Here is a 26,184-nt window from a genome sequence, read left to right on the forward strand (position 1 = left end):
GAAAGCGCCCTATCAGGCTCTCCATTAGCAACGCTTATACCGCGACCGCGAGAGCATCGGTAAGCGGTGGCACCATGAGATAGCGAGAATTATTAGAAATTTATTCCATAAAGAGTCAATCTATTGGACAAACCATCCGGACTGCAGCACAAGCCGTCCGATATAAGGCGCACTGACAAAGCATAACCTCAAGAGATCAGCCATGACTTATATGGATCGGAACCGCGTACAGGATCTGCTCACTGCAGAAGGACTGGATGCACTGGTGCTTTTTCAGCCGGAAAACTTTCGCTATGCCACCGGAATTGCTGCGGGCGTGGCGACAATGTGGGGGCGCGCCGGTTCGGCCATAGCGCTGGTTCCAGCGGATGCCTCGACACGTGCTGGCGCCATTGTCAGCGATCAGGCGCTGACAGCAGCACGCGCAACGGCTGATGAGATCGACTTCCGCTCGCATCGAATCTGGATCGACGCCGTCGCGGTTCGCGACGCCCATACGATAGAAGACCTCAACGCTGCCTATCGCAACAGTGGTAATATCGGTCCCCGCCCGGAAACCTTCGACCAGAAAGCAGCCTTTCAATTGCTTGCAGATATGATTGCCGAACGTGGTCTCGCTCAAGCCAGCCTCGGCGTCGACCTTGAATTCATGCCTGTGGCTGATTTTGTGCTGTTGAAAGAAATTCTGCCTTTTGCCCAATGGCGCGATGCTTCCAGCATCGTAAAGCGGTTGCGCCTGATAAAGAGCCCCCGCGAGATTGAATATCTACGCAATGCCGCCCGTTATGCGGAAAGCGGGTTGCAGAATATGGCGACTGCGGCGCGGTCGGACTCCACAACCGCCGAGCTTTCCGATGCCTGGCTGACCGGAGCGACCAATGCTGCCAAAGCAAACGGCCAGAGCCTGTCCGGCCATTGGGCCTATATTTCGGTCGGGCCGAACCTTCAAAACCCTGCCGCACAACTGGCGCAAGGCGACCTCATCAAGGCCGATGTCGGCACGCTTGTGAATGGTTATTCTTCGGATGGCGCACGCACCTTCGTCTATGGCAAGCCTGCTCCTCTTGCTGAGCAGATTTACAAAGCGCTCCAGGAGACCTTTCAAGCCGGAACAGCCCTGCTGAAACCCGGCAACACATTCGGTCAGGTTCACGAAGCGATGCTCTCCACCATGCGTCGTCATGGCTTCAGCGAATATTATCGCGGGCATTTCGGGCACTCGGTCGGCTCGGCGCTCGGGATCGAGGAATGGCCTTTCATCTCGCATGGCAACGACATGGCCATCAAACCGAACATGGTGCTGGCCGTGGAGGCGCCGTTTTACGCAAACGGACTAGGAGCCCTGATGATCGAAGAACAATTCCTCATTACCGCCGATGGCGCTGAAACCATGAATGCTCTTTCACAAGAACTCGTCTCGATAGGCTGATCAGAACGGGGCAATATCTGCCCCAATCAACATCCATCAAGATTATATTTCTGCAAAAATCCATTATAGTTATAAAACAAAACTATAAATCATAATATTTTTATCGATGCATTCCATTTAATTCGTAAATACTGGAAAATATCCGAAATATAAATGAACGCCGCTCAGAAGAATAAATTGTCCCCTGGAAAATAAAAAATAGATAGCACTTCCTTTCTTACATTATTTTCATTGCCCTAAGCTTTCCTAGTCAACAGATAAGCCCGATGCAATGCGTTGGGTAGGAGAGGGATTGCAAATGACGAGTTGGTTAGGGCGGGCGGCACGCGGCAACAAGCTGCTGGTGAATTTGACTTTGAGCGCGGCGGTAATGGCTGCAAGCCTTGTGGCGGGAACAACCGCCAACGCGGGTCCAACGCTGGACCGCATCAAGCAGCGCGGCGTGATCAAAGTCGGGGTCGGCACGACGCCCGGTTTCTTTTCGCCCAGCAGCGACGGTAAATGGCAAGGCTTTTTCATCGATTATGGAAAAGCGCTCGCCATCACCGTCTTCAACGATCCAGACAAGGTGGAGTTCACCAACTCCTCGCCGCAACAACGGCTGCCGGCCCTGCAGGCAGGTGAGTTCGACGTGCTCCTTTCCGGCGTCACGATAACGATTACGCGTGCCTTTCAACTCGGTTTCCATTTCGGCCCGACAGTCTTCTACGACGGACAAGGACTTCTGGTTCGCAAAGATCTGGGCGTCTCAAGTGCGGCTGATCTCGACGGAGCAACGATTGGTGTTCAAAGCGGAACCACTGGTGAACTCAACATTGCCGACTACTTCCGCAAGACCGGCCACAAGTTCACGCCGGTCACCATCGAGGATACGAACGAATTCAATGCAGCACTGGAATCGGCGCGCGTTGATGCTCTGACGCAGGATTCCACCGATCTTGTCGGTAAACGCACACAATTGAAGAATCCCGATGATTACGTGCTTCTCCCGGAACGCCTTTCCAAGGAGCCGCTGGCCCCTGCTGTTGCCAGTGGCGACGACCGCTGGCTGGAGATCGTCAATTGGACAGTCAACGCAACGATCCAGGCGGAAGAATGGGGCATCACCAAGGACAACGTCGATGAATTTCTGACGTCGGAGGACCCGGCTATTAAGCGCTTCCTTGGTGTCGACCCCGCACTGGGTGAAGCAATCGGCCTTGATCCGAAATGGGCCTACAACATCATCAAGACCGTGGGCAATTACGGTGAGATTTTCGACCGCAATCTGAAACCGCTCGGCTTCGATCGTGGGTATAACCGATTGTGGACCAATGGCGGCCTCCTCTATTCGCCGCCATTCCGGTGAGCCGACTTTCGAGTGGGAACAAAAGTTCCCACTCCTTGCATAGCGACCGGAATTTTGACATGACTTCAATCATCGATTGGACTTGCAGTAGCAGTGCACAAACACCACCGCGTCCGCGCGGTTTTATACGCTGGCTGGGTCCGCATCCGCTGCTTCAGCTGGCTTTGATCGTCCTTCTGTTTGCTGCGCTGTTCGTGCTGGCGGGAAATGTTCTGCAAGCGATGCATAGACACGGAATCCAGCCCGGATTCGGCTTCCTTTTCCGCTCCGCAAATTTCGAAATTGGCGAGAGTTCGTTTGCCTTTCAGGCTGGCGATCCATATTGGCGCGCGATCAGCGTCGGCCTGCTGAACACTGTTAAGGTAGCGGTCGGCGGGATCGTGCTTTCAACAATCCTTGGCGTGCTGATCGGCGTTGCAGTCATGTTGCGCAATCCCCTGTTGGGCGGACTTCTGCGCGGTTATATTGAGATCATCCGCAATACGCCGCTTCTGCTGCAGCTATTTTTCTGGCTGACTTTAATCCAGGCCTTTCCACCACCAAGACGAGCCTTTTCCGCCTTCGGCAGTTTTTATCTCAGCAATCGCGGTGTGTACGTTCCTGCATTGACGATCGACCTGACTATACCAGATGTGCTGCTGCTTACAGCTTGCACAATCGCCTTGTTCTTATGGTGGCGCTGGAAGCCTCAAATCCGCCGCACGAAATGGATCACGCTCATTGTTGGAGCTGCATTCTTTCTGCCAGCCGTCAAGGCCAGCAGCGTCGGCATAAGTATCGAGGCTCCATCTCTGTCCGGCTTCAATATTCGCGGCGGCCATGTACTCAGCCCGGAATTCGCAGTCCTTCTGATCGGATTGACAGTCAAGTTTTCCGCGACCATCGCTGAAATCGTGCGGGCGGGCATTCAGTCCGTGAACCAAGGCCAATGGGAAGCAGCGCGCGCGCTCGGCCTGCATAATAACCAGATATTCAGGTTGATCGTATTGCCACAGGCCTTGCGTGTCATCACCCCGATGATGACATCCTGCTATCTCGATCTCACCAAGGATTCGAGCCTTGCGGTGGCGATTGGTTACCCGGACCTGGTCAGCATCATCAATACGACATCCAACACGACAGGTCAGGCTTTGGAGGCGCTAGTGCTGCTCGTCTGCATTTATGTTGTGTTGAATATCGCAGTTTCCATCGCAATGAATATTTATAACCGCCGCGTCGCGCTTCGAGGTCAATTGCTGAAATGAGCGAAATTCACGAGAGGCTGATCGTCACCATACCTGGCGTTTTCGCAACCACAGCTCTCCGCCGCTGGCGTCACGTGCGTGACGGGCTCTTCGGCTCGCGGCTCAATACCGTTATCACTCTCGTTACGTTGGTTTTTCTCCTTTGGACGATCCCGGTCATATTCAACTGGGCATTGTTCAACGCCGTCTTTGCTGGCACGAGCGTCGATTGCAAAGCGGCAGAAGGTGCATGCTGGGCCTTTATTACAGCCAAGTTGCGTTTCATTCTTTTTGCGTTCTTCCCGGCGGAACTGCAATGGCGTCCGGCACTGGCGGTGGTCGCAATATTTGGTCTGCTTGGGTTTTCGGCTTCGCCCCGCTTCTGGTCGATACGGCTTGTATGGCTGTGGGTCGCTACGCTGCTTCTTTGCTGGGCGCTTATGACTGGCGGCTGGTTTTCTCCGCGCATCAGTTCCAATCAATGGGGCGGCTTGCCGGTGACGCTGCTTCTTTGGCTGACCTGCTTTGCAACATCGTTGCCCATAGCCGTGCTGCTGGCGCTGGCAAGACGATCAAAGATGGGCTTGATACGAGTACATTCGATCATCTACATCGAACTCATGCGCGCCATTCCCATGGTCGCCATCCTCTACGTGGCCATGCTCATTCTGCCGATGGCGCTACCGGGCGGTGAACAGCTCGATAAGATCTGGCGGGCTGCGCTCCTCATCGCGTTATTCTGGTCGGCTTATGTGGCTGAAGTCATCCGTGGCGGGCTGCAGGCGATTTCACACGGCCAGTATGAAGCCGCCACGGCATTGGGTCTGACCACGGCACAGTCGATGCGGCTGGTCGTTTTGCCGCAAGCAATCCGCATCGTCATACCCGGACTTGTCAATCTCGCTGTGGGATTTCTGCTCGCCACATCGCTGGTGACGGTGATCGGAATTTTCGATCTTCTGAATGCGGCCAAAGCTTCTGCGACCGATCCTTCATGGCTCGGCTATTACGACGAAGCCTACATTCTGGTGGCCGTTTTCTTTTTCACCGTCAGCTCGATCTTCTCATCCTACGGGCGATGGCTCGAACGGCAAAGACCTTCACCCAAAACCAAATGAAGTGTAGGTGCATTTTCTGATCATTGATGGATGCTCAGAGAATGTCGTGAAAACCTGATCAATGGTCCGTAGCTTGCGAGATCGCTGTCTCCACGAGATATTTCTCAAGCCTCGTTGAAGAGATAGCCCGGCAAACGACCATGCACTTTTATCACTCCTTCTGGATCATCCCTTCTACCCGTTACGTGAATGAGCGCTATACTCTCCTCAAGGAGGAACGCTAATGAGAACGCTCGCTGCAGCCTGTATCACAATACTCGTCCTGTCTGGTTGCAGCACGGATCGGCCGATCGACCCTGAATATAAACAGGTCAGGTGCAAGCAGCTTCTCCAGCGAACGGAATATCCGGCGCTAAGAGAAATACAGCGGGTACAGGCGAGAACAGAAGCCGCGCAACTGGGTTGCTATAAGTAAGTCTCGACCGACGAAAACAAGCTGAACGCCGCCATACAGAGCGCACCCGCGGATAGGCTTGAATAGGTTCAAAACAGATTAAGCTGGCCAGAACCATTGGCCACAGTCATGCAGCCGGAGCGTCCTTGAAGGGTATGTATCCGGGTGGAATAGCAACAGACTCCACTGCATTTGCCTGACGTCTATCGACGGCTACCATAGTTCCAGAGCGACTTGTTGCTTGACGAAACGGCAATGGCACCCTGCTTCATTGCCGTAGCAACATCGGCCTCATTGCAGATAAAGCCAGAAGCCACGATGGGCGGCAGGCGGCGCTTGTCTTCTGCAGACAGGTATCCAAGCATCGGCGATGGCATGATCTGCACCAGATTGGGTGCGCTTTGCGAGATTGCCTTCAGGCTGCGAGGCCAGGTGGAACGGTCGGTCACGAAGACTTTCTGCATGGTGAGAAGGCCGCATTGCGCAGCCTTCTGAATTGTTGGAACGCGGGTCGACAACAGTACCGAAATGCCAATCTCGGCAAGAAACTCGATGGCCCCCTTGTCCTGCGACAGGCCTTCGCAACTGTCGATGTTCAGAACGATCAGCTTGTTGCTTTTCTTGAGCGCGTTCAGCACTTCGGCCACATGGCGCAAGGCGATATTGGCAACGATGCCCACTTCCGCCTTGCTGTCCAGAAACGCCTGAAGATTGTCCACGCCGTAGAGCGTTGCCATGACTGGCGCCCGTAAAAGCCGCTCACCGATCGTTCTGTCCAAAGTCATTCCGTCATTTTCCGTCTCTTGGCATGTCGAGCGAAAGTCCGAGCTTGCCGGGGTTAAGCAGATTGTCTGGATCAAGCGCCTTCTTCACCGTTTTCAGCAGCGGAAATGCTGATCCCAGAGCATCCTTCATGTAAGGCGCGCGAAGCAGTCCGACACCATGATGATGGCTCAAGGCCGCACCATACTTGATTAGAACGGCATTGGCAGCATCCCATGCAGCGCGATACCATTCTGCGCGCTTTTCCACGTCCACGTCACCACGCAGCGAGAAATAAAGGCAGGCGCCATCGACATAGGCATGTGACTGGTGCGCCGAACCGGCCAGCGTACCCGGCACTGCATTGATGGCAGCGACCACCTCATCATAGATCGCAGGCAGATCGCGCCAGCAGCCGGTCATTTCCAGCGTATCCGCAACAAAGCCTGGGCTGCGCTTGAAGCCCTCGGCGCTCTTGCCGGTCAGATAACGCGTATCGAGCCACTTCTCGAAAATCGTATCACCATCAAGCTTGTCACCGAGTTCAGCGCAAACCTTCTCACTGATCGCCATCACGGCATCGACCGTTTCCTGCGCGCCTTCGTCCGCAATCAGCAGCACGTTGCTTTCCGGCAGACCGAACTGCACGCCGCTTTCCAACTCGTCGTAAAGACGCAGCGCTGCCGGATTGGCACCGCCCTGCATGATGCGGCGGCAGGCTTCCAGACCGATGGCAAAGCTCTTGAACCCATAGGCAATCGCACGAGCGTAGTCCGGCAGGCGATGCAGTTTCAGGCGCGCCTTCACGATGATGCCGAGCGTACCTTCCGAACCGATAAAGATCTGCTGCAGATCAGGTCCGATTGCCGCGCGGGCATAGTTTCCAACCGTCACCAGCGAACCATCGGCCAGCACGACTTCCATGCCATAGACCATGTCCTCAATCTTGCCGTAGCGCGTCGAAAGCTGGCCCGCGCCGCGGCAGGCTATCCAGCCGCCCACAGTGCTGATACCGAACGAGGACGGCCAATGCCCCATGGTCATGCCAAAGTCGCGCTGGATCATTTCCTCAAAAATATCGCCGAACATGCCAGCTTCAACTTCGACGATCTGGCTGTCCGCATCGAAGCTGACAAAACGGTTTAGATTGCAGACATCAAGCACGATACCGCCGCGCAGCGGCAGCGCCGCGCCAGTAACATTGGAGCGCCCGGCAGAAACCGTGACGGGTACCTTGGCTTCGTGCGCAAGGCGCATGACAGCCTGAACCTGCTCCACCGTCGAAACGCGAACGAACACGCCATCAACCGTTGCAGGCTTTCCGCCCGTTTCCGCGACCATCGTGCGCGCCCACCAGTCGCGGGTATTCACAACGAGATCTTCGCGCGCAGTCAGAACTTCGTCAGCAACGCCCTGCAGCTTCGCGACAAGGGCGGCGTCCACTGAAACGGCGTCCTGAGCCAGATCGGCCTTGATTCCGATTTCGTTGATGCTGCCGGCATAATGCGGCTGGGTCGGGGCACCAACGACATAATTTCCGCGATTGTAACCGCGCTTGATGGCTTCCTTGCTGATCATGTTCAGTTCGCTCCTGTGAGAATGGATTTTTCTTTTTCGGTCGCGGCCACATAGGCGGCGACCTGACGGTCGATTTCGGCCTGGGGGAGACCCAGCTCTTCACCCAGCAAGGCGCCAACCTTTGCGGCGGCGCGGGCGGAGGCATCGCGCGCCATCAGGCGGGCACGCATACGGCGCGACAGCACGTCATCTATGGTCCGGGCAAGTTCATGCCGGGCAGCGTAGACGACTTCTCCGCCGGTATAGGGCAGGCCCTCCACCACCGGTTCGGCAAGCTCAGGACGAGCAGCCATCAGATCGCTGACGAAGCGCGATTCCGTGCCGTAACGTTCACCCAGATGTGCCTCCATGCCACCGGAGGCCACGATTGCCTGTGCGTCATAACCCGCTGCACCCAGCAGAAACGCCTTCTTCGTGGTGCAGCGGCGACGATCACCCAGAACTTTTGCAGCAGCATCCACCGTCTGTTCGGCCATATGACGCGAAGTCGTCAGCTTGCCCCCCACAATCGTGACGAGGCCGTCTGGTGCAACATGCACGGAATGATCGCGTTTGACGTCCATGGTGCTACCACCAGACGAAGCGGCTACCAGCGGACGGCACCCGGCAATGCTGCCGACGACATCATCCGGCGTCAGGTCGATATTGAGCGCGCTGCACGCGCCCTCGATCAGAAAATCAAGCTCGCGACGCGTGCAATGCACATCATCGAGATCGCCCTGATAGTCCTCGTCGGTCGTGCCAAGATAGGAGACGTTGCCCCAGCGCGTGATGGTCGCGCGGCGGCTGCGGCCGGGCACGGGCACCGTCACGGTGCAGTCGTTGCGAATTTTCAACCAGGGGATCGCGACGTGAACACCTTTGGCCGGACGCACATGCAAGGGCTTTTCGCCATCCTTGCCGAGTCCCATCCAGTCGCGCAGCCACACGCCTGTCGCCATGATGACGGTCTTGGCGCGCACCTGGATTTCCTTACCCTCGACAGTCTGAACAATAGCGCCGTCGACCCGACCCGAGCTACGGGTAATCTCTGCTACCTTCGAATGGTTGAGGACCGTGGCCCCATAAAAGCCGGCGGAACGGGCAAGCGCCAGCGTCAGGCGCGCATCATCGACGCGGGCATCAAAATACATGAGGCCGCCACGCAGATATTCGTCCTTGAAGGTCGGGCAATGCGCCAGCACTTCCGCCGCAGTCAGCTTCTGATGCAGGATGCCCTCGCGCCAGCCACCAGCCAGATCATATGTCCAGAGCAGGCCTTCAAATGCCTTGGCGAAGCGGGAATCGAACACACCATCCCGTTCCAGAATGGGGAACAGGAAAGGCAGGCGCTGCACCAGATGACTGGCATTGCGCCGCAGGCGCTGACGCTCCAGCAGCGAGTGACGCACCAGACCGAGATTGCCCTGCTCGATATAGCGCAGGCCACCATGCACCATCTTGGAGGATTTGGACGACGTACCGGATGCAAAATCATCCTTTTCGACCAGCGCAACGCGAAAGCCGCGCAGACTTGCATCAAAGGCACAGTAAGCACCGGTCACGCCACCGCCAACGATCAGAATGTCGTAGGTTTCAGTGGCAAGACGGTCTTCCTGTTCCGACCGGTTCAACCTCAGCGGCTCGGTGCGGATCATCCGGGCGCGATCCTTGTCCGCGCGCCGGGAGCGCAGATTCAGCATTTCAACTCCTGTTTAATGATAGTGACCCGACTGAACGCGTGCGACTTCCTCATCCGTGAGGGAGTGCCATCGCGCTCTACGGTCTTGTCTTTCCGCTTCGCTGGTCTTGGGGATGAAGAGATTGCCTTCGGGCAGCGTGGCGCGCGCTTCCGCAAGGTCGCTCCAGAGCAATCCGTCGCTGCCTGCCAGAAACGCGGTGCCCCGCAGGCTCGCGCGATCCTGATCCGCCATGCGCCGCACAGGAGCACCGCTGAGATCAGCCTGCAGCTGAAGCAGCGTATCGCTGGACGAAAGCCCCCCGCCTGCCACCACTTCCCGCACCGGAACGCCAGCCACTTCAGAGCTTGCCTCTGCGCAGGAAACAACCGAATGGGCAATGCCCTCCAGAATGGCATGAGCAAGATGCGCCCGGCTGTGGGCCATCGAAAGCCCGGTCAGCGATGCCCGGCCATCCGGTACGATGTTCGGCTGGCGCAATCCCGTCAGGGTCGGCATGAAGAAAAGGCCGTTGGAAGACGGTACTGTCGCAGCCAGTTCGCTGATTTCCCTGGCATTCTCGAACCAGCGCATTTCATTGCAGAGCCAGTTGAGCGCCGAGCCGGTTGTGGCGGCATAGGTCTCGACCGCGAAATGCGAGAGGTTCTCGCTCCGCCAGGCCGTCATGGTGAAAGTTGCCTCGTAGAGGCCGGGATTTTTCGGCGTCTGCTTTCCAATCACCAGATCGACGAAGCTTCCCGTGCCATGCACGCACATGGCCTGACCCGCATCGTGACAGCCAAGGCCGACCAGACCACCGAGCTGATCACCGCAGGACGCCTTGATCGGCACGCGGATACCCAGAATGTCCTGCCGCGTAAAACCGAAATCATCGGCGTCCTGTTTCAGCTCGGGCAAAAGTTCCAGCGGAAAATCCTGCGCTTCCACCCAATCGGTGAAATAGCGATGTTCACCAAGAATATAGGCACCGGCAGAGGTCGCATTGGTCGGCGTCGTAACGGCTTTGCGTTCTTCGGACAGGATCCACAGCAGCCAGCTGTCGACCGTGCCAAAGGCAAGTCTTTTCGCTTTCCACGCCTCGCGCACAGCAGGCGTTTCCTGCATATGGCGCGCCGCCCACAGATAGATCGCTCGTCCGCCAACCGGACGCCCGGCAAGCGACACGAGTTTCGCGTCCCATATGGCGCCGAGCGGCTTCAGCTCTTCGGCATAGCGCGAATCCTGCCACACCATGGCCGGGACCAGCGCGCGACCCGTCTCCGTATCCCACAGAACACCGGTTGCGCGTTGCGTGGCAATTGCCATTGCGGCGATCTCCACGCCCGCATCCCGCGCTGCGGCAATCGTCTTGCCACACACTTCGATGGTCTTTTGCAAAGAACATCGGCGTCCTGTTCCACCACGTTATGACGCGGCGAAGATACGGCAAGCGTCGTGTAATTGACGGCAGAGACCGAACCGTCGGCCGCGACAAGCGCGGCCCTGGTTCCGGACGTTCCTTCATCAATAGCCAGAATGGCCTGTCTGCGTCCGTTCACATTATCCTCCGTTATTACCTGTCGCCTTCGAACTGCGGCGCATTCGGCTCGTCATCCGGGCTGATCTTGGTACGTGTCGGATCCCACTTAATGATCGAGCAGATGATGCAGGCAATCAGTGGAACGACCGACAGGATCAGGAATGTCGTGCCGAGACCGTAGGTCTCTCGGAAGATCGGAAAGACCAGCAGGCCTAGAGCCGCACCCATGGCACCGAGCGCTCCGATCACACCGTTGGCGCCAGCACGCAATTCGCTGCGGAACGAGAGTGACGACAGGCTTTTGCCGTTCGCACCGGGACCGCCGGAATGGAACAGGATGAACAGCGACGGCACGATCACCGCGAGCCAGGTCGGCATGGTGTCATGGAACAGGCCCATGATCAGCAGCATGACGAAAACCGCGCCGAAGCCGATGGCGGAAGCCTTGCGCAAGCCGAGTACGCGTCCGATGACTGGCGAAGAGAAGCCACCGATGATGCCAAACACGTTGAACACCAGCGTGCCCATCATGGCGTAGAGGAAGTCCTTGCCGAACAGCGCCGCACTGATAAGCGGCAGATACCAGCCCACGGCAAAATACTGGATCGACTGTCCGATCTGGACGGTTGCAGCAAGAATCGTGCGCGGCAGATAGATGCCACGGAAAATCAGGGCAACATTGGCGATGCCGCGACGGGCCTGATTGAGAACCGGCAAACGGTCTTCAGGCAGGGCGGCAACAAAATCGCGGTGATAGATGCGGGTCATCGCACGGGCAGCATCCTCCAGCCGCTCCTTGCGGGCGAGCCAGATCGGGCTTTCAACCATGAATACCGCCTGAAGAACCATGATGGCGAAGGCGAACACACCCGTTGCGGCAACAGAATAGCGCCAGATCGAGTCACCCACGTCCCAGCTGTAGAACAGCATGGCCAGAAGCACGTTTGTACAAACAGCGGTGTACCAGATGCCCTGCCACGTATTGAGGCGGCTGCGCAGGCGCGCAGGCGTAAACTCGGCAAGTACGGCCATGGCGATAGCAAAATCGATACCGTAGGCAGCGCCCACGAAGAAACGCCCCATGAGGATGACTTCATAGGAATGGGCCGTCATCACCAGCACCGCACCGATGAGCGCAATGAGCTTTGCGAAGATCAGCGGGCGCATACGGCCCCAGCGGTCGGCGATCCAGCCGCCGATTGGATTGAATGCGATCGATACCCACGAGGCGAAAGACGTCATAAGCGCAACCTGCGCCGCATCCAGCCCCAGATCCCGTGTCATAGGTCCAAGCCCTGCGCTCAGCGCCGAATTGGCGAAAGCATCAAGAAACAGGCCGCCGAGGGCAAGCCACCAGATGATACCGGCGCGACCTCGAATACCGTCATTCGCATCAATGTAGGAAATAATATCCGGCACGCCCCTCAGGGCTATCTTGCTTCCGTGCATTACGGCGTCCTCCCAACGTCGTTAAGACATCTGCAAGAGGACTTATCCGGATTCCAGACGCAATAAGACCATCCTTGCAGATGGTCTTAAATCTTCAGTCTGCATTTATGGTTATAGCCAGTTTTTAAGAGGAGTCAATGCGCCGCTTGATCCCCGATAAACGACCACTGTTTGCCCGGAACGTATTTCGATCTGGTTGAATCAGGTCAGCTTACCAACGGATTTTGTCGCCGTTATAGGACAGGAAGGCCCCGGTTTTGGGAGCACCGGCGATTACCGCTCTCAATCCACACACGCTGTTCTGCGTATTCATGACTGCTCCTTCACCGCCCATATCCGTCTTTACCCAGCCAGGGTGAAGTGCAATCACCTTTATGCCTTCGGCCCGAAGATCCAAGGCCAGTTGGGCAGTCGCCATGTTCAATCCGGCCTTGGAGCACCGATATGCATAATCGTCGTCGTCATCGTCCAGCAGCCCCTCTGAGATCGAGCCGGCCCGGCTGCTGATATTGGCAATCATCGGCTCCGTGCTACGCGCCAGGCAGCTCCGCAATGCGCGCGCGACCAGAACAGGGCCGAGCATATTTGTCCTGACGACTGCCATGAAATCATCCGGATCGAGCGGCGTAAGGCCAGCAATGCGACTGCGAACAGCCGCATTGTTGATGACAAGGTCCAGAGAACGCATGGCCAGACGATCACCAAGCGCTGCCACCGAAACCGGGTCAGCCGTATCGAGCGTCTGAAACTCGATACCGGGGGCGCATGGCGTTTCAGGCGGGCGGCGACCGCAGGCGATCACACGCCAGCCATCCTTGGCATATTGCCATGCCAGTTCGCGGCCAAGGCCGCGCGTGGCTCCGGTAATGAGGACGGTCCTGTGCCCGTTGTCAGCCAATCGCCGCGCTCCTCGTTTCAATATTTCCGTCCTGCCGTGCGATGAGGGCGTAGACCTCGCCGGAATATTTGACGCGACGCTCCTGGGTTTTGAAATCGACATGAGTAATGCCGAAAGGTGTCGTGTAACCAAAGGCCCATTCAAAATTGTCTGTCAGTGTCCAGGCGAAGTAACCCCTCACCGGCACGCCCTCATCAATGGCTTTGGCCACCTGCTCCAGATGATCGACATAATATTTCGCCCGCAGATCGTCCCAGACATGCCCGTCCGGCCCCACATCTTCCGGCCGCGTTGCCACGCCGCTTTCGGAAATATAGATTTCCTTTGGCGCATAGCCGTCATTTACATAATGAAGAATGTCATAGATGCAGCGCGGCCAGACTTCATAACCAACTGCGGAATAGGTGCCTTCCGGCTGTACGCGACGATAGTTGAGCGGTGGCAGTTCGTCACCTGCCGCGATCACAGACCGGCGATAGATGTTAACGCCCAGATAATCGAGCGGCTCCGCAATCGTCTTGTTGTCTTCCGGATAGATGGGCGGCAGGAGATCGCCGTAAAGCTCCAACATGTCCTGCGGATAGGCACCCTTGAAAACGGCATCTAGGAACCAGCGGTTTTGTGCACCATCAAAACGTTTCGCTGCCGCAACGTCGCGCGGATCGGCGCTGGCCGGTTCCGCCACGTTGAGATCGAACACAATGCCCACGGAGACATCCGTGCGTTCTGCACGAATGGCCTGAACAGCCTTGCCGTGGCCAAGCAGTGCATGATGGCTTGACGTGACCCCGCCCTTTACGCCATCAGCCAAGCCCGGCGCATCTTCGGCGCTGGCATGGCCAGACCAACAGAAGGTCCATGGTTCATTGAGGGTCGTCCACTTCTTGACGCGATCACCGAAACTGCGAACGGCAACCGAGGCATATTCGGCCAGCGCATCCGCAGTCTCCCGAACATACCAGCCGCCCTTGTCCTGCAAGACCTGCGGCAGATCCCAATGATAAAGTGTCGCATAGGGTTCGATGCCCGCCTCCAGCAGATCGCCTATGAGGCGGTCGTAAAAGCCTATTCCCTTGGAATTGACCGCACCGTACCCCCCCGGCAAAATCCGGGTCCAGGCGAGGGAGAAGCGATAGGCTTTGAGGTCCATCGCTTTCAGCACCGCAATGTCCTCGCGCCAGCGATTGTAGTGATCGCAAGCAACGTCACCGCTGGACTGGTCGATGATGGCGCCCGGCTTTTTGCAGAACCGGTCCCAGATGCTCTCGCTCTTGCCGTCTTCATAAGGGGCGCCTTCGATCTGATAGGCCGAGGTCGCGGCACCAAAGGCAAAGTCATTCGGAAAGACCAGTCCGGAGGCGCGCTGCTGCAGGTCTTGGCGGGCTTTAACGATGTTTGTTGGCATCATATTTTCTCTCGATTGTGCTGACGAGACTGGCCGCAGCCAGCGTGAGGAGGATGTAGAAGATCGCAGCCGAATTATACGGCGCGAACGGCAGGAAGCTTGCTGACTGGAACTCGCGCATGCGCTGCGTGATATCCCGAATGGACAGGATCGACAGAAGCGACGTGTCCTTGAGAATAGCGATCAGTTCGTTGCCGAGCGGCGGAATGATGATACGGAAAGCCTGCGGCAGGATCACCAGACGGGCAGTCTGCCAGCCGTTGAGACCGAGGCTGCGCGCCGCCTCGATTTGTCCCCGCGGAATGGCGTTGATGCCGGAGCGGAAAATTTCCGCCAGATAGGCCGAGTAGGCCAGCGCCATCGCCGCCACACCGCGAGCCATATTCGGCGGATCGATCACGCCCTGCGTGGCGTCCTTCAGGGCGCCACTCAAGGGCAGGCCGACATAGAGTACGATGACGAGCATGGGAATGCCCCGGATCGTATCCACGATGAATTCTGAGCCGATGGAGAGAGGATGACGGCGATGGATATGGCCGCAAGCCGTCAGCAATCCGAGCGCAATGGCCAGAACGACGAAGGCAATGCCCGCCGACTTGTCGCGGTCGTTCAACGCTTCCGTCTGCCACAGGACAGGCATGTTCGCCGGGACTGAAGCCGCCGGAAGCAGAACCGCGCTGACATCCGCCTTCTTGCCAATGGCGGCGAGCGCTTCAGGCGGACCGCGAAATGTGCGCAATGGCACTTCGTTTTCGGGACCATCGGGAAACTGGCCGTATCGCACCGTACCGATCATGCTCGATGGCGTGCCGGTTACCACGCCGATCTTGCCGTCGAGGGTGCCGGCGAGCGTATAGGCCTGGCGCGGCTGAAACAGAAACCAGGCAGCCATGCAGGCCATCAGCAACGTCAGGCCGATGAAGATAAAGTCTCCCCGGCTGCTATATTGAAGCTTTTGCAGGCCAACCCAAAGCAGGGCCAGAAGCGCCGCAATGATATAAGCCGAAATGGCCGCCCGAATGGTCGTTGCAACCCCGGCGGCAAATGCCACATGCGCTGCAAAGAGGACAAGAAATAATCCAAGCCCGTTGATCGTTGCCAGCAGGATGAAACCCGCCTTGCGCGATCCCGACAATCCGTTCCCGGATCGCCCCGTCAGGCTCAGAAGCAGACCCAGAACGGTCGCACCGAGATAGCTCAACAGGATGATGAACCCGTACCGATCCGTCGCTAGTGCCGCGGCCTCGGTAAGGCGCCGCGGTGTGACGCCTTTCATCACGAGATCGGACGTGAACGGATCGACCCCATTGGCCACAACCGAGTGCAGATAGGGATACACAACAGGTGTTGCCACGAGCGCGGCAGCCGACAGGAGATTGAGCGCCGCGCAAGGAATCGCCCAGCGCGTATTGTTCCTGCGCATGAACAGCATCGTGGCAAGACCGGAGGCAAAGGCTGCGCAAAGCAGGACAAAACCCGGCACGAAAGCTGATGATCCCGGCTCGACGCCCAGGATAGCCAGAAGCGAACGCTGGTAGTCGTTTGAACTGGCGAAGAGATAGACGACAAACGGCAGTGCGGCGAGCACGATCATGTTGCTCGGACGCAAGCGCATCAAAAAATACATTTGAACCGTCTCCCGACCCTCTGGATGCGATGTTCCAGAGGCGTTGCGTGTGGGCCAAGGCCAACGGAGTTGGAGTTGTTGGAACTGCTCTATCTGTTTTGGCTATCCCGAAAACCGCCATGCGTTCTTCGGGATAGGCTCACCTTCTTGGTTTTGCGCATCATCTCGGCAGCACGTGCTTTACTTTCGCAGGTTCACCGCCAGAAATGTTCCGAACTATTTTGCGCCCCAATATTTGCTGATGAGAGCATCGAGCGTGCCGTCTTCCTTGATGGCCTTGATCCCTTCATTGAAGGCGGCAGCGGTTTCATCGCCCTTGCGGAAGACCAGCCCCAGCGGATCGGATTGCAGGTCGCGAATTGGAACGACGAGTTCGCCTGCGAATTCCTTTTCATAGGCGGGTGCATTGGCGCCGTTGATCACCACGCCGTCGACGTCCTTGTTCTTGAGCGCGATGACGGAGGCGCTGAAACTGTCATAGGCAACAACATTATCCTTGCCGACAATACCTTCGGCTACCTGAGCGTCGGTCGTATTCGCCTGGGCTGACAGCTTTTTGCCTTTCGACTTGAAGTCATCAAGTGTCAGGCCATCATCTTCGGCACGCATCAAAACGGCCTGGCTGTTGATGATGTAAGGCTCGGAGAAATCCATCGCCTTCTTGCGTTCATCGGTAATCGAAACTCCCGATGCAACGAGATCGAAATTGCCCTGCTCCAGAGCCGCGAAAATGCCATCCCAGCCCGTGGTCACGAATTCCGCCTTGCAATTGATCTTGGCGCAGATTGCATTCACCACGTCGACATCGAAGCCGACGATCTGTCCCGTAGCCGGATCGACGCTTTCCATCGGCGGCGAGGTCGTGTCGGAACCGACCTTGAGCATTTTTCCCTCAAGATCGGCCGCATGTGCGGCGACAGAGGACATCAGCGCAAGCGCCAAAGTCAGGATTGTCTTTTTCATGTGTACTCCTCCCATTAGAACACTTTCGACGAATGCACGAAGCGGTTGCGTCTCTGAAACAGCATTGAAAGCTGTTCGCCGGAGCGGTTCCCGCCACCCCGTGAGAAGGCCAAACCGCTCTAGGAATTAAACTTCCCGCCCAGATCGTCGGGCTGACGCGCGACGAGCTCCGGACGAAAAACCTCCCTCAACTGCGCAGGGTCTTCCCCTCCCATACGCCGCAACAGAAATTCCCCCAGCCGTTGCCCCAACACTTCGATCGGCTGATAGAGGGTCGTGACCGGCGGGGTGAAATAGGCGCTGACATTGATGTCGTCATAGGCGATGACGTCGATGTCCTGCCCGACTTCCAGCCCCAGCGACCGCAATGCGGACAACACACCGAGCGTTGTCGATTCATTGACACAGACCAGCGCAGTCGGTGGATCACGCTCTTCCCGGAGAGCCAGCGCAGAATCGCGTCCGAAGCGTGTGGACAAGTCGCCGCCGATAACCAGATCGGTACATGGCGCAGCACCTGCCTCCGTGAAGGCACGCGTAAAACCATCGATCCTGTCGAGAGCATAGGAAAAACGCGCATCCGCATTCACCAGACCGATGCGCCGGTGCCCGCCAGCGATCAGTCGTGCAGTTGCGGCATTTGCGGCCCATTCATTGTCCACATCGACATGGGCATAAACGAGCGATTTGCGGCATCTCCCCAGGGACACGAAAGGAAAGTCAGCCTCGACCAGCATGTCGATGCGCGCATCGTCGGCCAGAACACCTGAAAAGATCAGGCCATCGGCGAGGCTTTGATCGACGATGCGGTGCGTGATGGCACAGGCATCGTCAAAACTGCGATAGCCATAAACGGAAAGCTGATAATCGCTATCGTCGAGAATCTGGCTGAGACCGCTGAGAATCTGCGTATATTCGACACCGTCCCATTCATAACCCGCCACCGAATTCATCGGCATCAATACGGCGGCTTGATAGGTCTTGCCGGTACGCAACGCCATGCCACGGGCATTGGCCTGATAGCCAAGCTCGTCTGCAGCGGAGAGAATAATCTTGCGTGTCTCTTCCGTCACAACCGGCGAACCGTGCAATGCCTTCGAAATCGTCGCAATCGAATAGCCCGTGTGTTCCGCGAGCGTTTTGATCGTCGGTCGCACACGCGTTTTTATTCGGTCAATCGACCTCGACATTTCAAGCTCCCACAATCGTCATACCAAAACGGTAACAACATATAAAAACGTTTTCAAGAAAAATAAAAACGTTTTTATGAGTAGTTCAAACTGTTTCGTTTCGCTTCGGTTGGGGCATACTCCAGACACACGAAAGACTGGTTTCAGAAAACCTAAGCACCGCACCATTTTCGTTGATGTAATAATGGTAAAACAATCTATCCGCGCGGCAGCGCAAAACAGGACATGCATGAAGTTCTAAACAGTAGCTCTCAAATATATATAGAATGATTTTTTGTATAAGATTTGGATATACATAAATTCTTCATGTTGACAGGTGAAACCACGTAATATTCTATTGCCTTGCCCCGCCCTGACAGTGCGGGCATCACAAAGGGAGGACAGAATGGATATCAGGCCGTCTATCTTTGCCTGGACTTTGACTTGTTCGCTGGCAATATCTGGCGTTGCATTTTCTCAAGAAACGCGCACGAAAGTCATTTTAGACGCGGATATGGTCGAGCTATTCGACGATGGCACCGCCATGCTTCTACTGGAGCGCGCTCCCAACATCGACCTGCTGGGCGTAACCGTCGTTTCAGGAAACACACCCATGCCAGCCGGTGTCGCCGCGGGCGCGCGACAACTGGAGGCGCTCGGCTCTGAGGTGCCAATCTACGAAGGCAGCCGTTACGGCATCCGCAACTGGCGAGGAAACAAAGCCACCCCGGAAGTGCTGGCAGCCGAACTGCAAATCAGCCCTATCACCGGTTGGGGCGGTTATCTGCGGCCGGATGCGGGCAATGAGATCGATGCCGATCCGACGGCAAAATGGTCCGACGTCTACAAGCATAAATATGGCGAGGCCCCATCCTATAAACGGGTGTATGGCCTGGATAATCCGGACCCGGATGGCAACAGAGACGCTGTGGATTTTCTCGTCGACACCGTCAACAAGTATCCCGGCCAGGTCAAGCTGGTGGCAATTGGTCCACTCACCAATATTGCACGCGCCATCCTGAAGGATCCGAGCTTTCCATCGAAGGTCGCTGAAATCGTCTATATGGGCGGCGCCTTCTACGTTCCGGGGAATTCGTCGGCATCGGCAGAGTTCAACTGGTGGGCAGACCCTGAAGCCGCCAAGATCAGTGTCAGGTCGAAATGGGGCGATCCGAATTCCGAATCCTTCAAGGCATATGGCAATCAGGTGATCTCCGGTCTGGAAGCCAATGAACATACGGGAGGAATGCCGGAGGACCTCTATCGGAAAATGGTCGACAGCAGCCCTCCCGGCATTCAGAAACTCTGGCTTGCACGGGAAGAACAGATCAAGGCGCAAGGCGGAACCACATTCGGACCCGATAACGTCTGGGACCTGTTTGCGGCCGCCTATGTCATCGACCCGTCGATTGTCCTTGCCTGGAACAACGCCCCTCGCCCCAAGGATGGCGCAGCTGTACCTACCACCGGTGTCTATGTCGACGTGAACACAGAGATGGGTCTCGACTATGGCCGAAGCCTTGCTTTCACCAACAATGATATAGGAGGCAATGCGGAGGCAAAACCGGGACCGGTCGGCACTCAGAAAGCCGCCATACAGAACTACATCGATGAAGACAAATTCTGGAAAGAGATCGTCGTTCCGCTAACCACCGCTTCGAAGAATTAAAACATGACCCGACCGACGCGAAACACGGGTCGAAAAGATTTCTGCTTGTTTGGATAGTCTGCCTGCTCAAAGGATTGCAGGCATCATAGAAGCAATCGAGGCGGTGGGAGTTCAACTGCGTCATCTGCCGCCTCATAAATTGGGTACGACTCGGCAAAACCTGACACCGCAGTTCCGGCGCCAGGCATTCATTCATCCCGAAGCAAGTATCCGATCAGAACTTGAAGGGCGTGCCCATGCATCTTGCCACTTCACGCTGGATGCAGTTTTTATATTCGCGGGGCAGCTCTCTCAACGGATAACAAATGGTTCGCGCCTTTTGCCGGCACTCCTCCTGACTGCTACCATCGGCAATCTGCGTAAGCGAATGATTACGGGTCGACATGCTCATCGCTTGAACGCTCTGATTACTCATTTCTACCGCAAAAGCGCCGCCAACTCCCCAATGGACAGTGCATACCAAACGCTGGTGAGGCAGACAGCACCGTCAACCTCGCTGAAAAGAATAGCCTATCAATGCGGTTTTAATGACGGCACACAATTTACGAAGGCATTCAGGGCACGATTTGGATTGGTGCGGAAGGACGTGGCGAAGTTCGGCGCGCCATTGCTGACAAGCGCTACCTACAATTTTTCCTACGCTCAACACTTGTCGGCCCAGGCAAAGAGAGCAGGGCTGACGAACGGACAGCCTATGCAGCTTGAAAGCTTGAGCCTGGCATAACGCATTTCTTCGCAGCCAGAGATAGCAATGGCCATACGCAATGAAGCCGTTCCGCCAGCTTCTTCTTTTGCATAGCACTTCTGCGAGCGTCTTCTTACCGAACACGCATAACCAATCCTGTCGGCCACTTTCTATGATGTCGAGCCACATAAGTAATATATTGAAAAAATTAGCGATTATGGAAAATACTAAAGCTAAATACGCCTTAGATTTCGCCAGGCTGACAATGGTTTTCGCTGTTCTGGGAAGGTATTTGGCGCGTCGCGATGCGTTGAGCTGACAGCGCAGGAGCAATCTCCTTGACGATTCCGATGCTAACCCGATTTGGTTAAGAAATCTATCCCCCAGAGATGAAAAGCCCCACAGATTGAAAGATGGGAGGCGCTGGTTTGCACCATCGTGGGAAAAAGGCCATGGTCTTTGAAACCAGTGATCGGAAGCCGAAAAACAAGCTCGATATCAAAATTGGAACCGAGCCACGACGAATTCGGCCTCTAACTTTCAGAGAAAAAGTTCGCCGCCCCTCCCCTCTTCGAGCTTTCGTCGTTAGATCGCCGAAGCCACCTGCGCACCTTCTATCATTCCGCAATTGCGCGTTTCGTATTCGCTCCGTCGCATCTGCAGGAGGCCATGTGAAGCGGGCCGGAATAAAGCCCTTTTCGAAATCATCCCGTCATAAAATGAGTATGTCGTACTCCTTGCAGTTTCCAACGGCGGTTATCGGCCTGGTCAAAGACTATTCAGGACGAACCTCAGCATGGGAAAAGCGCAGAAGGCATGTCTCGCCCCCAAAAACAAACGCGTTGGTAACGCCTATATTTCCGTTCTGTATAACCTATCTCTTCTCGAGCTAGGATCCGAGCAGAGCCACTCCACGCCGATGGGTTCAAGGAGTGCCAGTTTATCATTTCGGCGTCGGAATGATGCTTGATAAACTATACCATCAGAGAATCGGCCCGGCGCCTCCAACAACAGGAAAGCTGTCTCATTCCCATGTGGAAACAGACTCTTCTCAATTGAAATTTCCAGATGTAGGAGACCTCTGAATCATAGACTGCCGTCTAAAATCAATATTATCATACAAAAACAAATAGATAGGCTATTCTCAGCCGAATCAATAAAATTTTGTTTAGTTTTACTCTCGGTGCTAACTCTTTGTTAATTCCGTCGCCTCTTGCGATAGAATAAGAATCGGACATAATGACGGTATTTAGGCGGTATTAGTTCCAGTGCCGTCACTAGGGATCCCAAGTAAATGAATATCGCAAATCCAGCAGCAGCTTTGTCGTTTGACGACATGATACTATCGCAAGGGCGCGAGATTTCTCGCAAGCTCAATCTGCTGCGTCACGAAAACTTTCCGCCAGATGCGCGCAAGAATATGCTGCGCCAGTTTTCGATGGCCGAGGCTGCGTACTTCCTTGGTGTCTCCCCCAGCAATCTCAAGAAACTACATCTGGAAGGTAAAGGTGTCGAGCCGACCATTCTGACAGGTGGCCGTCGCGCCTATAGTGTCGAACAGATTCAGGAGCTGCGCCAGTGGCTTGACCAGAATGGTCGCGCTGAAGTGAAGCGCTACGTTCCGCATCGTCGCGGCAATGAGAAGCTTCAGGTCATCGGTGTCGTCAACTTCAAGGGCGGCTCAGGCAAGACGACAACGGCTGCACATCTGGCGCAACACATGGCCCTGACCGGTCATCGCGTACTTGCAATCGATCTCGACCCGCAGGCTTCGCTATCGGCTCTGCATGGCATTCAGCCGGAGCTCGACGAGTTTCCGTCGCTCTATGAAGCCATTCGTTACGATTCCGAAAGGAAGTCTATCCGTGAGGTCATTCGCCGGACGAATTTCCCCGGCCTCGATATTATTCCAGCCATGCTGGAGCTGCAGGAATATGAGTATGACACGCCGCTTGCCATGCAGAATGGCGGCGAGGGCAAGACTTTCTGGAACCGCATCGCGCAGGCTCTCGCCGATGTGGATGGTGACTATGATGTGGTAGTCATCGACTGCCCTCCCCAGCTCGGCTATCTGACGCTGACGGCGCTATCTGCCGCAACATCCGTCCTGATTACCGTTCACCCGCAGATGCTCGACCTGATGTCCATGTCGCAATTCCTCCTGATGCTCGGTGACATTCTGAAGACCGTTCGTCAGGCAGGTGGTGCGGTGCAACTCGACTGGTTCCGCTATCTGATTACCCGTTACGAGCCGACCGACGTTCCGCAAGCGCAGATGGTCGGTTTCATGCAGAGCATGCTCGCCTCGCACATGCTGAAGCACCAGATGTTGAAATCAACCGCGATTTCGGATGCTGGTCTTACCAAGCAGACGCTTTACGAGGTCGAGCGTTCATCGATGAATCGCGGCACCTATGATCGCGCCATGGAAGCCATGGAAGCGGTTAACGCTGAAATTCGCGGCCTCATTCACGAGGCATGGGGGCGTTAGACTGCCGTCTAAAGCGGCGAATATTGAATAAAATCAGGTCTCTGACCGGTTTGAGGACATGAGAATGGCAAGAAAGAACATCTTCGAAAGCGTTATGCGGGACGAACCGGCGGCCGAACAAGCCTCACAGTCGGTCGAAAACGTATCGCGCCGGTTCGGTGCCGCCAAGTCTCTGTCCGCTTCGATTGACGAGCTGGCAAAGCAGGCAGCCCAGAAGCTTGATGGCGAAGCCATTATCGAGCTTGATCCCGCCAATCTTGATGTCTCCTTCGTGGCGGACCGTCTGCCTGAAACGGATGACGAAGAATATCGGGAACTTCTGGAAGCCATTCGCGAGCGTGGTCAGGACAGCCCTATTCTCGTTCGTCCGCATCCCGAGACCAGCGATCGCTATATGATCGTTTTCGGCCATCGGCGCGCGCGGGTTGCCAGAGAGCTGGGCATCAAAGTCAAAGCCGTCATTAAGCCTCTCGCCGATCTGGAACATATTCTGAGCCAGGGCCAGGAAAACTCCGCGCGTGCCAATTTGAGCTTCATCGAGCGTGTTTTCTTCGCGGCGCGTCTGGAATCACTTGGCTTTGAGCGTGAAGCCATACAGGCAGCATTGACAGTCGATTACCAGACCTTGTCGAAGATGCTGACTATTCCGAAGGCTATTCCGGAACATATTCTTCTGGCTATCGGTCCGGCCAAGGGCATTGGTCGTGACCGCTGGTTGGAACTGCGTAAACTGATCGAGATCCCGGGCAGAAAAGATGCAGCAGAAGAGCTTCTGGTGACATCAGCGTTTGAAAATGCGTCATCCGTTGATCGTTTCGAGCAGCTTTACGGCTATCTGAAAGGCGGCAAGCAGAAGAAGCCTGTTACCAAGGCGGCTCTGCGTCCTGGCACCAGCTGGACAGCTTCTGACAAGACGGTCAGCGCAGTTATCAAACAGAATGGCAAATCGGCTACATTGGCGCTCAGTGCAGCCAACGGGCCTCGTTTTGCCGATTGGCTTTCTCGTAATCTGGATGAACTTTATGCGTCGTTCCAGAGCGAGGAGAAGTAAGTAAGCGTAACGAACGGCGGCGGTTGCCACGGTTCGACTGTGTAGTGCATGTCTCCCGAAAGTGGGAACCGGTTTCGGGGTCAAGACATGCGTAGAACAAAGAATAGAGCATTTCCAATGCGTTCAACAAACAGGAAATGCTCTAGCGTTCAATAGTAAGTGTGTTTGCGTCGAAACTGTTCAGGAAGAGGAACGAGACAGCAAAGAAAAAGGCCCCCAAACGTCGCCGTGTGGAAGCCCTTCTCATTGGTTTAGCAGCTAGAGAATCGCAAATCCACGAATCACTGTCAAGTGTAATTAGCGTCATTTCGGCGGGTGGATTTCTTTTGCCTTGTGGAAGGTGAAAGAAAATGGAGATTCAATTGGCCTCGACGCCGTTTGGCAGTCGAAGGATGACGCTTGCCTTGTTGGCAAGTCAACAGAACACACAGCAAATCGCACCGGGAACGGTTGCCGATAAGTGGCAACTGCATCGCTGGCTGTGCGAAGCAAAAACGCAGTTCAGCCTGAATGATCGTTCTCTGGCGGTTCTTTCAGCCCTGTTGTCATTCTATCCGGAAACGGAACTGAATGCGCAGAACAGCCTGATCGTGTTCCCGTCCAACAAGCAACTGGCATTACGAGCCCATGGCATGGCCGATGCAACCTTGCGCCGTCATCTGGCAGCGCTGGTCGATAGCGGTTTCATCCATCGTCAGGACAGCCCGAATGGTAAGCGCTATGCACGCCGTGCCAAAAGTGGAGACGTGCAGATTGCATTCGGCTTTTCACTGACACCGCTGCTGGCACGTGCTCGTGAACTGGAAGCGGCTGCAGAGCAGGTGAGGGCAGAAAAGACGGCGTTGCGTGAAATGCGCGAACGCCTGACATTGCTGCGCCGCGACATTACCAAGCTTGTTGAATTCGCCGCACTGGAAGAACTGGCCGGAGACTGGGAAGACATCCATCATCGTTTCCGCCTGATCGTCGACAGCATTCCTCGTCGTGCAGACTATGAAGAACTGGCGGCGCTGGTCGAATCCATGCAGTACATTCGTGCGGAAATCGATAACACGTTGAAAATTCATGAAAATGTTCAAAATTTGCGCGCCAATGAATCTCAAAATGAGCGGCAGCAAATTGAATCGAATCCAGATTCCCATTTTGAAAAGGCAACGCCTGAATTTATCGACCAGCGCATCAATAAAATCACCAGTGCTCCGTTTGAACCCACGGTTTCGCTCGACATGGTGCTCCGTTCCTGTCCCGAGATCACGGCCTATGCGATTTCATCCATCCGACATTGGCAGGATTTGGCCAATACAGCAGAGAAAGTACGCTCGTTCCTCGGGATCGATGGAAAGCTCTACGATCTCGCAAAGAAAACGCTGGGAACTCACAATGCATCGATTGTGATCGCTTATATCCTGCAGCGCTATGAGCAAATCCAGTCCGCTGGCGGCTATTTGCGAATTCTGACGGAAAAGGCTGCCAACGGCTCTTTCTCGATCAGACCTATGCTTATGGCTGCCCTGAATGGACAAAGTCGTTAGCCATAAAGCCCAGTCAGCATGACAAAACCAAACGGCTATTTAGGTTTCGTATCGTTCATGAAGTTCAAGGAGATCAAGCTATCCAGTATAAGCCGGAAAACAGACACGGAAGATAAAACTCGGCCGGAGCGGATTGTTCGGCTGCCCTTTTCACTGATGTCACGGGTTGCATAACCACTGATATTGGTGCCTCAC

General features: G+C 55.7%; 19 protein-coding genes and 1 pseudogene. 9 read left to right on the top strand and 11 right to left on the bottom strand.

The window, feature by feature from the left end; translation table 11 throughout:
• Positions 1 to 202 precede the first annotated feature (202 nt).
• The 4 genes from LJ361_RS11110 (at position 203) to LJ361_RS11125 (ending at position 5,118) form a co-directional block, all read left to right on the top strand.
• A complete protein-coding gene (locus tag LJ361_RS11110; RefSeq protein ID WP_264813547.1) occupies positions 203 to 1,429 on the top strand; it encodes a M24 family metallopeptidase in 1,227 nt (408 codons plus the stop codon).
• Positions 1,430 to 1,799: 370 nt separating this feature from the next.
• Positions 1,800 to 2,777, top strand: a complete 978-nt coding sequence (locus tag LJ361_RS11115) for an amino acid ABC transporter substrate-binding protein (protein ID WP_235924433.1) — start codon at positions 1,800 to 1,802, stop codon at positions 2,775 to 2,777.
• Between the two features lie 59 nt (positions 2,778 to 2,836).
• Positions 2,837 to 4,021, top strand: a complete 1,185-nt coding sequence (locus LJ361_RS11120; protein WP_264813548.1) for an amino acid ABC transporter permease — start codon at positions 2,837 to 2,839, stop codon at positions 4,019 to 4,021.
• On the top strand, positions 4,018 to 5,118 hold the full coding sequence (locus LJ361_RS11125) for an amino acid ABC transporter permease (protein ID WP_264813549.1): 1,101 nt from the start codon (positions 4,018 to 4,020) through the stop codon (positions 5,116 to 5,118). Before LJ361_RS11120 ends, LJ361_RS11125 begins: the two co-directional genes overlap by 4 nt.
• 597 nt (positions 5,119 to 5,715) lie before the next feature.
• On the opposite strand, the gene LJ361_RS11130 is transcribed toward LJ361_RS11125, so the two are convergent.
• From LJ361_RS11130 to LJ361_RS11180, 11 genes and pseudogenes are all read right to left on the bottom strand, one after another.
• On the bottom strand, positions 5,716 to 6,297 hold the full coding sequence (locus LJ361_RS11130; protein ID WP_264813550.1) for a glycerol-3-phosphate responsive antiterminator: 582 nt from the start codon (positions 6,295 to 6,297) through the stop codon (positions 5,716 to 5,718).
• 4 nt (positions 6,298 to 6,301) lie between these two features.
• Positions 6,302 to 7,852 (bottom strand): FAD-binding oxidoreductase, encoded by a 1,551-nt coding sequence (locus LJ361_RS11135; protein WP_264813551.1) that lies wholly within the window; start codon positions 7,850 to 7,852, stop codon positions 6,302 to 6,304.
• Positions 7,853 to 7,854: 2 nt separating this feature from the next.
• Positions 7,855 to 9,534 carry a glycerol-3-phosphate dehydrogenase/oxidase gene (locus LJ361_RS11140; protein WP_151689742.1) on the bottom strand — a complete coding sequence of 560 codons (1,680 nt, stop codon included), beginning with the start codon at positions 9,532 to 9,534 and terminating at the stop codon, positions 7,855 to 7,857.
• 12 nt (positions 9,535 to 9,546) lie between these two features.
• Positions 9,547 to 10,287: an FGGY-family carbohydrate kinase gene (locus tag LJ361_RS23595; RefSeq protein ID WP_413775055.1), complete on the bottom strand. Its 741-nt coding sequence runs from the start codon at positions 10,285 to 10,287 to the stop codon at positions 9,547 to 9,549.
• Positions 10,288 to 10,374: 87 nt separating this feature from the next.
• A pseudogene (locus LJ361_RS23600) lies at positions 10,375 to 11,069 on the bottom strand (FGGY family carbohydrate kinase); the annotation flags it as partial.
• 14 nt (positions 11,070 to 11,083) lie between these two features.
• Entirely contained in the window at positions 11,084 to 12,499 is a 1,416-nt protein-coding gene (locus LJ361_RS11155; protein ID WP_264813553.1) for an MFS transporter, read from the bottom strand.
• Between the two features lie 211 nt (positions 12,500 to 12,710).
• A complete protein-coding gene (locus LJ361_RS11160; RefSeq protein ID WP_264813554.1) occupies positions 12,711 to 13,397 on the bottom strand; it encodes an SDR family oxidoreductase in 687 nt (228 codons plus the stop codon).
• On the bottom strand, positions 13,390 to 14,805 hold the full coding sequence (locus tag LJ361_RS11165) for a GH1 family beta-glucosidase (RefSeq protein WP_264813555.1): 1,416 nt from the start codon (positions 14,803 to 14,805) through the stop codon (positions 13,390 to 13,392). The genes LJ361_RS11160 and LJ361_RS11165 overlap by 8 nt, the downstream gene beginning before the upstream one ends.
• A complete protein-coding gene (locus LJ361_RS11170) occupies positions 14,783 to 16,429 on the bottom strand; it encodes an amino acid ABC transporter permease (protein ID WP_264813556.1) in 1,647 nt (548 codons plus the stop codon). The genes LJ361_RS11165 and LJ361_RS11170 overlap by 23 nt, the downstream gene beginning before the upstream one ends.
• A gap of 216 nt (positions 16,430 to 16,645) precedes the next feature.
• A complete protein-coding gene (locus tag LJ361_RS11175; protein WP_010660528.1) occupies positions 16,646 to 17,392 on the bottom strand; it encodes a transporter substrate-binding domain-containing protein in 747 nt (248 codons plus the stop codon).
• A gap of 119 nt (positions 17,393 to 17,511) precedes the next feature.
• Positions 17,512 to 18,582: a LacI family DNA-binding transcriptional regulator gene (locus LJ361_RS11180; protein WP_264813557.1), complete on the bottom strand. Its 1,071-nt coding sequence runs from the start codon at positions 18,580 to 18,582 to the stop codon at positions 17,512 to 17,514.
• Between the two features lie 493 nt (positions 18,583 to 19,075).
• Between LJ361_RS11180 and LJ361_RS11185 the strand changes: the two genes are divergently transcribed.
• From LJ361_RS11185 to repC, 5 genes are all read left to right on the top strand, one after another.
• A complete protein-coding gene (locus LJ361_RS11185; protein WP_264813558.1) occupies positions 19,076 to 20,230 on the top strand; it encodes a nucleoside hydrolase in 1,155 nt (384 codons plus the stop codon).
• A 49-nt stretch (positions 20,231 to 20,279) separates the two neighbouring features.
• Positions 20,280 to 20,954, top strand: a complete 675-nt coding sequence (locus tag LJ361_RS11190; protein ID WP_264813559.1) for a helix-turn-helix domain-containing protein — start codon at positions 20,280 to 20,282, stop codon at positions 20,952 to 20,954.
• Positions 20,955 to 22,209: 1,255 nt separating this feature from the next.
• Positions 22,210 to 23,406: a plasmid partitioning protein RepA gene (gene repA / locus LJ361_RS11195; protein WP_012093718.1), complete on the top strand. Its 1,197-nt coding sequence runs from the start codon at positions 22,210 to 22,212 to the stop codon at positions 23,404 to 23,406.
• Positions 23,407 to 23,470: 64 nt separating this feature from the next.
• Positions 23,471 to 24,457 carry a plasmid partitioning protein RepB gene (gene repB, locus LJ361_RS11200; RefSeq protein ID WP_264813560.1) on the top strand — a complete coding sequence of 329 codons (987 nt, stop codon included), beginning with the start codon at positions 23,471 to 23,473 and terminating at the stop codon, positions 24,455 to 24,457.
• 350 nt (positions 24,458 to 24,807) lie between these two features.
• Positions 24,808 to 25,989, top strand: a complete 1,182-nt coding sequence (gene repC / locus LJ361_RS11205; protein ID WP_264813561.1) for a plasmid replication protein RepC — start codon at positions 24,808 to 24,810, stop codon at positions 25,987 to 25,989.
• Positions 25,990 to 26,184 lie beyond the last annotated feature (195 nt).

The sequence above is a fragment of the Brucella sp. JSBI001 genome, assembly GCF_026014005.1.
GTDB lineage: Bacteria > Pseudomonadota > Alphaproteobacteria > Rhizobiales > Rhizobiaceae > Brucella > Brucella anthropi.